Origin of the sequence: Pyxidicoccus fallax (assembly GCF_012933655.1) — a bacterium.
Classification (GTDB): Bacteria; Myxococcota; Myxococcia; order Myxococcales; family Myxococcaceae; genus Myxococcus; species Myxococcus fallax.
The window spans coordinates 1-8,990 of sequence record NZ_JABBJJ010000437.1 but is presented as its reverse complement, the minus strand read 5'-3'; the positions used below and the strand labels follow the sequence as shown (position 1 = coordinate 8,990).

The following is an 8,990-nucleotide window of genomic DNA, read 5'->3' as shown; positions in this document are numbered from 1 at the left end:
CTTCATGGGGCTCCTGGGGGGTGGCGTGGAAAAACGAAAAGGCCCCGCGCTGGAGAGCGCGGGGCCTGGCTGGAAACCTTCGGGTTCCGAGCTAGACCGCCCGCGCTCCGCGGGTGGTGGTAGTGGTGGTGGTAGTGGTGGCGGCGCGAGCGGTCTCCGGGCGCACGGGGGCGGAGGACATCAGTCCCTCGCACCGCACGATGCTCCGGTTGGAAACGCTCACGGAGTGAAAGGCTGGCTGAACTGGCGCGGCCAAGTCAAGACGGGGCCAGGAAGGGCGCCCTCCTGCCTACTCGCCGGAGTCGGCGGCGAGCGGGACCCGCTCCTGGCTTCCGGGGGCCGAGTTGGCGGGCTGGGCCACCGAGGCGGTGGGCTCCGACGCGGTGACCTGCTGCGTTCGGCGGCCCACCACGTCGTGGAGGACCATCGTGCCCACCCGGCCGGGCAGGTGCTGCTCTCCCACGGAGTGGCACTCGAAGTCGGTCTCCACCTGCCGGCGCGTGCCGTCGCTGATGAGAATCTGGTCGCGCGCGGCCACCGAGGCGAGCCGGGCGGCGGTGTTCACCACGTCTCCCAGAAGCGTGTAGTCCAGCCGGCCCGACTCCTGGGCGCCCACGCTGCCGGACACCAGCGGGCCGGAGTCGAGGCCGATGCTGACGCCGTGCGCGTAGGGTGAGTCATCGCCACAGCGGAAGGCCAGGGAGTGGAGCTGCTGGCGGATGACGAGGCACGCGTCCAGCGCGCGGGCGAGGTGCCCCTCGCCCCGGAAGACGGCCATGACGGCGTCACCGATGAAGCGCTCCACCATGCCGGCGCGGACCATCACCTCCGGGACGATGACCTCGAAGTTGGCGTTGAGCCGACGGAGGACGACCTCCGGCGCCTCGTTGCGCGTCACGTTCGTGAAGCCGTGCACGTCGATGAAGGCGATGCTGGCCTCCACACGCTCGCCCGCCAGGGCGTCTGGCGCGCGGACCAGGGGCAGCACCCGCTCCAGGATGCCGCCATGGACGAACATCCGCAGGACCTGGTTCTCCTCGGTGGACTGGACGGCGCGGCGCAGCTCGCCCACGTGCTGGACGGCCTTGGCCACCGTGGACGTCAGGTCCTCGAAGTTGATGGGCTTGACGAGGAAGTCGAAGGCGCCGCGGTTCATCGCCATGCGGAGGTTCTTCATGTCGCTGTAGGCGGAGACGATGACCACCTTGACGAGCGGGCTGACCTCGCCGACGCGGGACAGGAACGTGAGCCCGTCCATGCGGGGCATGTTGATGTCGCACAGGACGACGTCCGTGTCCGGATGCTGGCGCAGCCTCTCCAGCGCCTCCTCGCCGTTGGCGGCGAAGACGAGCGTGTAGATGGACTCACGCAGCTGCCGGCGCAGCCGCTGGCGCATCAGCAGCTCCACGTCGGGCTCGTCGTCGACGACGAGGATTTTCGCGGTCCGCGTGGAGGGCTTCACCTCGACCAGGGTGGCGAAGGCGGCGGCCAGCTCGCGGGCGGAGCCGAAGCGTTGCTCCGGGTCCGGATGCAGGGCGCGGGCGAAGAAGGCGTCTGCCTCGGCGCCCAGCTCCGGCACGAGGGTGGAGACGGGCACGGCGGGAGGGCGGAACGCGCCCCGGCTCAGGGCCTGGACGGCGTCGGTGTTGTAGGGGAACTGGCCCGTCAGCGCGCGGTACGTCACCACGGCGAGCGACCAGACATCGCTGCGGGCGTCCACGCGGGGGTCGGCGCGCAGCTGCTCCGGGCTCATGTAGCGCAGCGTCCCGGCCAGCTCACCCGAGGTGAGGCCCGGGTCGCCTTGGCCGGGTGTGGCCATCTTCCGCGCGAGCCCGAAGTCCAGCACTTTGACCACCTCCTCGCCGTCCACGCGCGCGAGGAAGAGATTGGCGGGCTTGAGGTCCCGGTGGACGATGCCGGCCGCGTGGGCCGCCGCCAGCGCGCGGGAGATGGGCTTGAGGAGCGCCGCCACGGTGGAGGGTGGGAGCCGTCCCCGGCGCTCCAGGAGCGTCTCGAGGTTCTCGCCCTCCAGCAACTCCATGACGATGTAGGGGACGCCCGCGTCCACGCCGTAGTCGTGCACCTGCACCACGTTGGGGTGGTGCAGCTGCGCGATGGCCTTGGCTTCCTGTTCGAAGAACCGGAACGCCGAGGCGGCATGGACGGAGGCTTTGGCCGCAATCAGCTTGACGGCCACGTTGCGCTGGAGCTGCGCGTCCCTCGCCAGCCAGATGGCGCCCATGCCACCACCACCAATCCTCCGCTCCAGCACATACCTGCCACCAATCGTCTGTCCGGACATGACTCCACCTGGAGATGCGCGTCCCCCGCCCTGGCCGTGGGCTCATCCCGTCTTCCAGTGTTGGCGCAAGGCTACGATGTCATGATGTCCGAGCGGAATCACATGGGTCAGCGCTGCCCGGGACTGAGGGCAAACCGCATGTGTGACACACGTGTGAATGTGTTGTGCTGGACGTGGAGCAGGCAGGCGACTGCGGGGACTCCGGCTCGGGAGGCCCCTGAGCAGGAGGGGCCTCCACGAGGGGGCGCTCAGCCCACGAGCTTCACGACGAGCTGGGTGAGCCCGTAGACGAGCACCGCCATCAGGGCGGCTGCGGGGATGGTGAACACCCACGCCCAGATGATGCGGCCGGCGACGCCCCACTTCACGGCGCGCCAGCCCTTGGTGGAGCCCACGCCGACGATGGCGCCGGTAATCGTGTGCGTGGTGGACACCGGGATGCCCAGCTCCGCCAGCGCGATGATGGTGACGCCGCCCCCCGTCTCCGCGCTGAAGCCGCCGATGGGCGCCAGCTTCGTCAGGCTGTGCCCCATCGTCCGGACGATGCGCCAGCCCCCGAAGAAGGTGCCCAGCGCGATGGCCGCGTGGCACGAGATGATCATCCACCAGTCGATGTGGAACGGGCGGTCCTTCCAGATGGTGCCGAAGAGCACCACCGCGATGATGCCCATCACCTTCTGCGCGTCGTTGGTGCCGTGGCTGTACGAGAAGATGGCGGACGACACGAGCTGCAGTCGCCGGAACCACGCATCCACGCGCAGCGGCGTCTGACGGTGCACCGTCCACGTGCTCGCCACCATCAGCGAGATGCCCAGCGTCATGCCGATGAGCGGCGACAGCACGATGAAGGACGCAATCTTCGCGATGCCCGAGCCGACGAGTCCTCCGAAGCCCAGCACCGGCAGCGTGGCCCCAATCATCCCCCCCGCCAGCGCATGCGACGAGGAGGACGGCAGGCCCCACCACCACGTCAGCAGGTTCCAGGCGATGGCGCCCATCAGCGCCGAGAAGATGACCGCGAGCACCGCGGACGAGCCCTGGGCCCGCAGCATCTCGAAGTTGATGATGCCCTTGCCCATGGTGTTGGCCACATGGACACCCCCCGCGAAGGCCGCGATGAAGTTGAAGAACGCGGCCCAGGCCACGGCCAGGTTGGGGGACAGCACGCGCGTGGACACCACGGTGGCGATGGAGTTCGCCGCGTCGTGGAATCCATTGATGAAATCGAAGATGAGCGCGACCGCGACGATGATGATGACGGCGGTGAGTAGCATCTCAGGAGTGCTCCAGCACCACGCCTTCGATGATGTTCGCCACGCCCTGGCACTTGTCCGTGGCCGTCTCGATGAGGTCGTAGATCTCCTTCCACTTGATGACCGTGAGGGTATCCACGCCGCTCTTGAAGAGCCGCCCCACGCCGGAGCGCAGCGCGTCGTCCGCCAGGGACTCCAGCTTCTTGATTTCCTTGCAGCCGGCCAGAATCTGCTCCGGCTTCTTGATGAGCCGCAGCGCGGCCACCACTTCCTGCACCTTCTGCGTGCTCAGCACCAGCAGCCGCGCCAGCTCCGTGGCGTCCGGCAGGCTGGTCTGGATTTCGTAGTAGTGCAGCCGCGCCGCCGCGGCGTTGGTCAGGTCCAGCACGTCGTCGATGCGCGACAGCAGCGTGTGGATCTGCCCGCGGTCGAACGGGGTGATGAACTGCTGGTGCAGCCGGTTGAAGGCCGTGTGGGTGACCTCGTCGCCCTGGTGCTCGATGTCCTTGAGCGCCTGCACCCGCGTGGCCACGTCCCGGTAGTCGCTCAACAGCTCGTGCAGCATCTTGGCGCCCTGTACGGTGACGGCGCATTGCTTGTCGAAGTCGTCGAAGAACTCATCCGACTTGGGCATCAACTTCTCGAGCATCCGTCCCTCCAGGCCGCCTGGGAGTCCAGGCGAGGCATTCCTTTGGAGGCGTCACGTGGTCGTGACGCCCCCGTTTCGCGCCCGTGACTACCCTACCTGGGGAGAATCGTCACAGTTCCTTTTATTTCACTGCCCGTGGGGGACGGCAGGGGAGCGGCGCGGTTCAGCGGTAGCGACGCTCCGTCTCGGAGATGGGGATGTCGTTGGCGCTCATGTCGCGGCGGCGCATGAGTCCTGCTTCATCGAACTCCCAGTGTTCGTTGCCGTGGGTGCGGAACCACTGGCCTGCGGCGTCGTGCCACTCGTACTCGAAGCGGACCGAGATGCGGTTGTCGGTGAAGCACCACAGCTCCTTCATCAGCCGGTAGTCGAGCTCCTTCGCCCACTTGCGGCGGAGGAAGTCCTTGATGGCCTCACGGCCCCGGAAGAACTCCGTGCGGTTGCGCCACTCGGAGTCCACCGTGTACGCGAGCGCCACCCGCTCGGGGTCCCGGCTGTTCCACGCATCCTCGGCCGCCTGCACCTTGGCGCGGGCGGTGTGGGCATTGAAGGGAGGGCGGAGGGGAGGGGTCATCGGGTTGCTCCTGTCTCTTTGAAGCGGGGGAGACCCCACCCGGTGCACCCGCCGTGCCTCTGGGGTTGGATTACAACCTCTTGAAATTCCTGGCGTTTCCTCCGCGAGGTCACCACGAGGATTCGTGGTGGCGAGAGTTCGTGGTGCGTGGGGAGCGGACCCGGCTAGGAAGAGGCCATGTACGCGGAGGCACTTCAGTCCATCGCGCTGGCCGTGGCGCAGGTCCGCTCGGTGGACCTGGTGCTGGCGCGCATCGTCCATGGCCTGGCGGCGCAGCCGGACGTGGCGCTGGCGCGGCTGTGGCTCATTGCTCCTGGAGACATCTGCGGCGTGTGCCCCATGCGCGCCGAGTGCCCGGACCGCACCCGGTGCCTGCACCTGGCCGCGAGCGCGGGGGGCTCACGTGAGTCGCCGGAAGAGGAGTGGGCCCGGCTGGACGGGGCGTTCCGGCGCTTCCCGCTGGGGGTGCGCAAGGTGGGCCATATCGGCGCCACCGGCGAGCCCATCCTCCTGCAGAGCCTGGGCGGTCAGGCGGACTGGCTGGTGCGAGGCGAGTGGGCGCGGCGCGAGGGCATCCAGAGCTTCGCGGGCCAGCCGCTCGTCTTCCGGGGCGCCGTGCTGGGCGTGCTGGCGGTGTTCAGCCGGCGGGTATTGGGGGCGCAGGAGTTCTCGTGGCTGCGCACGTTCGCGGACCATGCGGCGGTGGCCCTGGCCAACGCGCGGGCCTTCGAGGAGGTGGCGCGGCTGCGCGGACAGCTGGAGCTGGAGCGCGACTACCTGCGCGAGGAGGTGAAGGACGCGCTGTCTTTTGGAGAGCTGGTGGGGCGCAGTGCCGCGTTGCAGCGGGTGCTCCAACAGCTCGAGCCCGTGGCGGCCACCACCGCCAGCGTGCTCATCCTCGGTGAGTCGGGGGTGGGCAAGGAGCTCATCGCCCGCGCCATCCACGAGCACGGTCCGCGCCGCGAGCGGCCCCTCATCCGCGTCAACTGCGCCTCCATTCCGCGCGAGTTGTTCGAGAGCGAGTTCTTCGGCCACGTGAAGGGCGCCTTCACCGGCGCGCTGAGGGACAGGGCCGGCCGCTTCCAGGCCGCGGACGGCGGCACGTTGTTCCTCGACGAGGTGGGAGAGATTCCCCTGGAGCTGCAGGGCAAGCTGCTCCGCGTGCTGCAGGAGGGCACCTTCGAGCGGGTGGGGGAGGACGTCACCCGGAAGGTGGACGTGCGCATCGTCGCGGCCACCAACCGAGACTTGAAGGCGGAGGTGGCGGCGGGGCGCTTCCGCGAGGACCTCTACTACCGGCTGAGCGTCTTCCCGATTGAGGTGCCGCCGCTGCGCCAGCGCCGCGAGGACATTCCGCTGCTGGCCGAGCACTTCCTGCGGCGGCTCTCCGCGAAGCTCAAGCTGCCGACACCGCGCCTGACGCTGGCCCACGTGCAGGCGCTGCAGCGCTACGACTGGCCGGGCAACGTGCGCGAGCTGGAGAACGTGCTGGAGCGTGCCGTCATCCTCTCGCGCGGCGGGCGGCTGCGGTTGGAGGGGGCGTTGCCCGAGGCGGGCGCGACGCGGGAGCGCAAGGTGGCCACGCCGGTGCCGGGCGCGCCCTTCCTCACGGAGAAGGAGTGGCGCCAGCGCGAGCAGGAGAACCTGCGCGCGGCGCTCGCCGCGGCGGGAGGCAAGGTATACGGCCCGGGAGGTGCCGCGGAGCTGCTGGGACTTGCGCCCACCACCCTGGCCTCCCGCCTCCGCGCCCTCGGAATCCGCCACGAGAAGTCGTGAGCCACGAGTTCTCGTGGTGGTCGCCGGAGCGGAGGACGCCCGCAAGCGCTTGAAGTCACAGGGGGAGGCCCGCGTCCGGGCGCTGGCCGGAGGGCTGCAATGGAGGGCGGGGCAACCCGAGTCCTTCAGGAGTCCCCACATGAGCAGCGCAGCGAACGGCCGCAGCTTCCAGACGGGCCATGTCGGCATCACCGTGACGAACCTCGAGCGCTCCACGCGCTTCTACCGCGACGTCTTCGGCTTCGAGGTCACCGCCGAGTCCCGTGAGAAGGGGCGCGAGTTCGTCTTCCTCAGCGAGGGCAAGCGGCTGGTGCTCGCCCTCTGGCCGCAGGGCACGGAGCGGTTCGACCGCAATCGGGCCGGCCTGCACCACCTCTCCTTCCAGGTGGAGGGCATGTTCGAGGTGAAGGAGGTGGAGAAGAAGCTCAAGTCGCTCGGCGTGGCCTTCCTGCACGACGGCGTCGTGCCGCACGGCGAGGGCCTGAGCTCGGGCGGCATCTTCTTCGAGGACCCGGACGGCACGCGGCTGGAGATCTACGCTCCCACCGGCGCGGAGGGCCACGCCGCGCCGACGCCGGGCGCTCCGTCCTGCGGCTTCTTCTAACCGGAGCGAGGGCACCGCCATGGGTTCTCCCTTTCATCGAGGCGAATTGGCCGTGCAGGAGCGCGAGGGCACCGTGCGGGAGGCGGAGCGCGTGGGCCGCTCCATCGGCTCGACGTTTCCACGGGCCGCGAGCGACTTCCTGCGCACGCAGCGGATGGTGGTGGTGGCCTCGCGGGTGCCGGACTCCGGGCGGGTCTGGGCCTCGCTGCTCACGGGCGAGCCCGGCTTCGCCTCGGTGCGGGACGAGCACTCGCTCCAGGTGCTCGCGGAGCCCGTGCGCGAAGATCCGCTCCACGCGGTGCTGCGGGAGGAGTCCGACGTCGGGCTCCTGGGCATCGAATTGGCCACTCGGCGCCGGATGAAGGCCCGGGGACGCACCGAGCCCCTGCCCACGGGCGGCTTCCTCCTGTGGCCTCGCAGCGTCTACTCGCTCTGTCCGAAGTACATCCAGGCGCGGGAGGTCCAGCCGCCGTCGGAGCCCTCGCCCGAGGCCGTGGCGGAGGTGGTGCACTCCGGCACGGAGCTGACCGAGGCACAGCGGGAGTGGCTCGGGCGGGCGGACACGTTCTTCATCGCCACCCACACGGAGGAGGGCGGGGCGGACGCGTCGCACCGGGGCGGCAACCCGGGCTTCGTGCGCGTGCACGACGCGCGCTCCTTCGAGTTCCCCGACTACGCCGGCAACAACATGTTCAACACGCTGGGCAACCTCGCGCTGGACGCGCGCGCGGGGCTGCTGCTCATCGACTTCGAGGGCGGCGGCACGCTCCAGCTCACGGGGAGGGCGCAAGCCACCTGGGCGCCGGAGCGCCTGGCGCGGCACGCGGGGGCGAAGCGGGTGGTGGACTTCCACGTGGAGGAGGTCCGCGAGTCGCGCGGCGTCACGCCGCTGCGCTGGCGGTTCCTCGAATACTCCCGCTTCAACCCGAGGTGAGTCACGGTGGGGCCGGGCACGTGGCGCGAGGTGCCCGGCCGTCGCGGCTCAGAACGTGATGACAATCTTCCCGAAGTGGGCGCCCGCCTCCATGTGGCGGAGGGCGTCGCGCGCCTGGGCGAACGGGAAGGTCCGGTCGATGACGGGCTTGAGCTTGTGCTGGGTGATGACCTTGTTCATGTCCTCGAACATGGCGCGGCTGCCCACGTACGTCCTCTGGACGTTGAGCTTCTTCGGCTCGACGAGGGCGGGGTCCGGCTTCGCGAAGCCGCCGCTGAGCATGCCGATGAGGGAGATGTGCCCGCCGGTCCGCGTGGCGCGGACGGACCTGGGGAAGGTCTCCGCGCCGCCGACCTCGAGGACGTGGTCCACACCCTGGCCGCCGGTGAGCTCCAGGACCTTCTCTTCCCAGTTGGGGTGCTTCTTGTAGTTGATGGTGCCGTCGGCGCCGAGCTTCTTCGTGCGCTCCAGCTTCTCGTCCTGGCTGGAGGTGATGATGACGCGGGCGCCCAGCGCGCGGGCGAGCTGGAGGGCGAAGATGGACACGCCGCCGGTGCCCTGCGCGAGCACCGTCTGGCCGGGCTTGAGGCCGCCCTCGGGGACGAGCGAGTTCCAGGCGGTGACGGCGGCGCAGGGCAGGGTGGCGCCATCCTCGAAGGTGAAGTGCTCGGGCAGGTGGACGAGCCCCTCGGCGTCCACGGCGACGTACTCGGCGAGCACGCCGTCGACGCTTCCGCCCAGGGCGTTGCGCGTCTTCTCCGGCGTCGCCGGGCCGTCGGTCCACGTCTGGAAGAAGGTGGGGGCGACGCGGTCACCGGGCTTCACGCGGGTGACGCCGGCTCCCACGGCGACCACTTCACCGGCGCCGTCGGACACGGGGATGAAGGGGTGGGCTGTC

General features: G+C 69.7%; 8 protein-coding genes. 3 read left to right on the top strand and 5 right to left on the bottom strand.

The features are described 5' to 3' along the window. Window positions 1–289: 289 nt before the first annotated feature. The 4 genes from HG543_RS48030 to HG543_RS48015 all read right to left on the bottom strand — a co-directional run bounded on the left by HG543_RS48030 (window position 290) and on the right by HG543_RS48015 (window position 4,778). On the bottom strand, window positions 290–2,302 hold the full coding sequence (locus HG543_RS48030; protein WP_169351687.1) for a protein kinase domain-containing protein: 2,013 nt from the start codon (window positions 2,300–2,302) through the stop codon (window positions 290–292). Between the two features lie 248 nt (window positions 2,303–2,550). After that, window positions 2,551–3,576 carry an inorganic phosphate transporter gene (locus tag HG543_RS48025; RefSeq protein WP_169351686.1) on the bottom strand — a complete coding sequence of 342 codons (1,026 nt, stop codon included), beginning with the start codon at window positions 3,574–3,576 and terminating at the stop codon, window positions 2,551–2,553. A 1-nt stretch (window position 3,577) separates the two neighbouring features. Next, window positions 3,578–4,204: a DUF47 domain-containing protein gene (locus HG543_RS48020; RefSeq protein WP_169351685.1), complete on the bottom strand. Its 627-nt coding sequence runs from the start codon at window positions 4,202–4,204 to the stop codon at window positions 3,578–3,580. A 163-nt stretch (window positions 4,205–4,367) separates the two neighbouring features. Further along, window positions 4,368–4,778: a nuclear transport factor 2 family protein gene (locus HG543_RS48015; RefSeq protein WP_169351684.1), complete on the bottom strand. Its 411-nt coding sequence runs from the start codon at window positions 4,776–4,778 to the stop codon at window positions 4,368–4,370. Between the two features lie 177 nt (window positions 4,779–4,955). Here HG543_RS48015 and HG543_RS48010 point away from each other — a divergent pair, with 177 nt between their 5' ends. The 3 genes from HG543_RS48010 (at window position 4,956) to HG543_RS48000 (ending at window position 8,092) form a co-directional block, all read left to right on the top strand. Next, window positions 4,956–6,554 (top strand): sigma-54-dependent Fis family transcriptional regulator, encoded by a 1,599-nt coding sequence (locus tag HG543_RS48010; RefSeq protein WP_169351683.1) that lies wholly within the window; start codon window positions 4,956–4,958, stop codon window positions 6,552–6,554. Between the two features lie 139 nt (window positions 6,555–6,693). Continuing rightward, complete coding sequence (locus tag HG543_RS48005) at window positions 6,694–7,158, top strand: VOC family protein (RefSeq protein WP_169351682.1); 465 nt, start codon at window positions 6,694–6,696, stop codon at window positions 7,156–7,158. A 19-nt stretch (window positions 7,159–7,177) separates the two neighbouring features. Next, entirely contained in the window at window positions 7,178–8,092 is a 915-nt protein-coding gene (locus tag HG543_RS48000) for a pyridoxamine 5'-phosphate oxidase family protein (RefSeq protein ID WP_169351681.1), read from the top strand. 48 nt (window positions 8,093–8,140) lie between these two features. Here the strand turns inward: HG543_RS48000 and HG543_RS47995 are convergent. Further along, window positions 8,141–8,990, bottom strand: an 850-nt coding sequence (locus HG543_RS47995) for a zinc-dependent alcohol dehydrogenase family protein (protein WP_169351680.1), incomplete at its 5' end; no start/stop codon positions are given.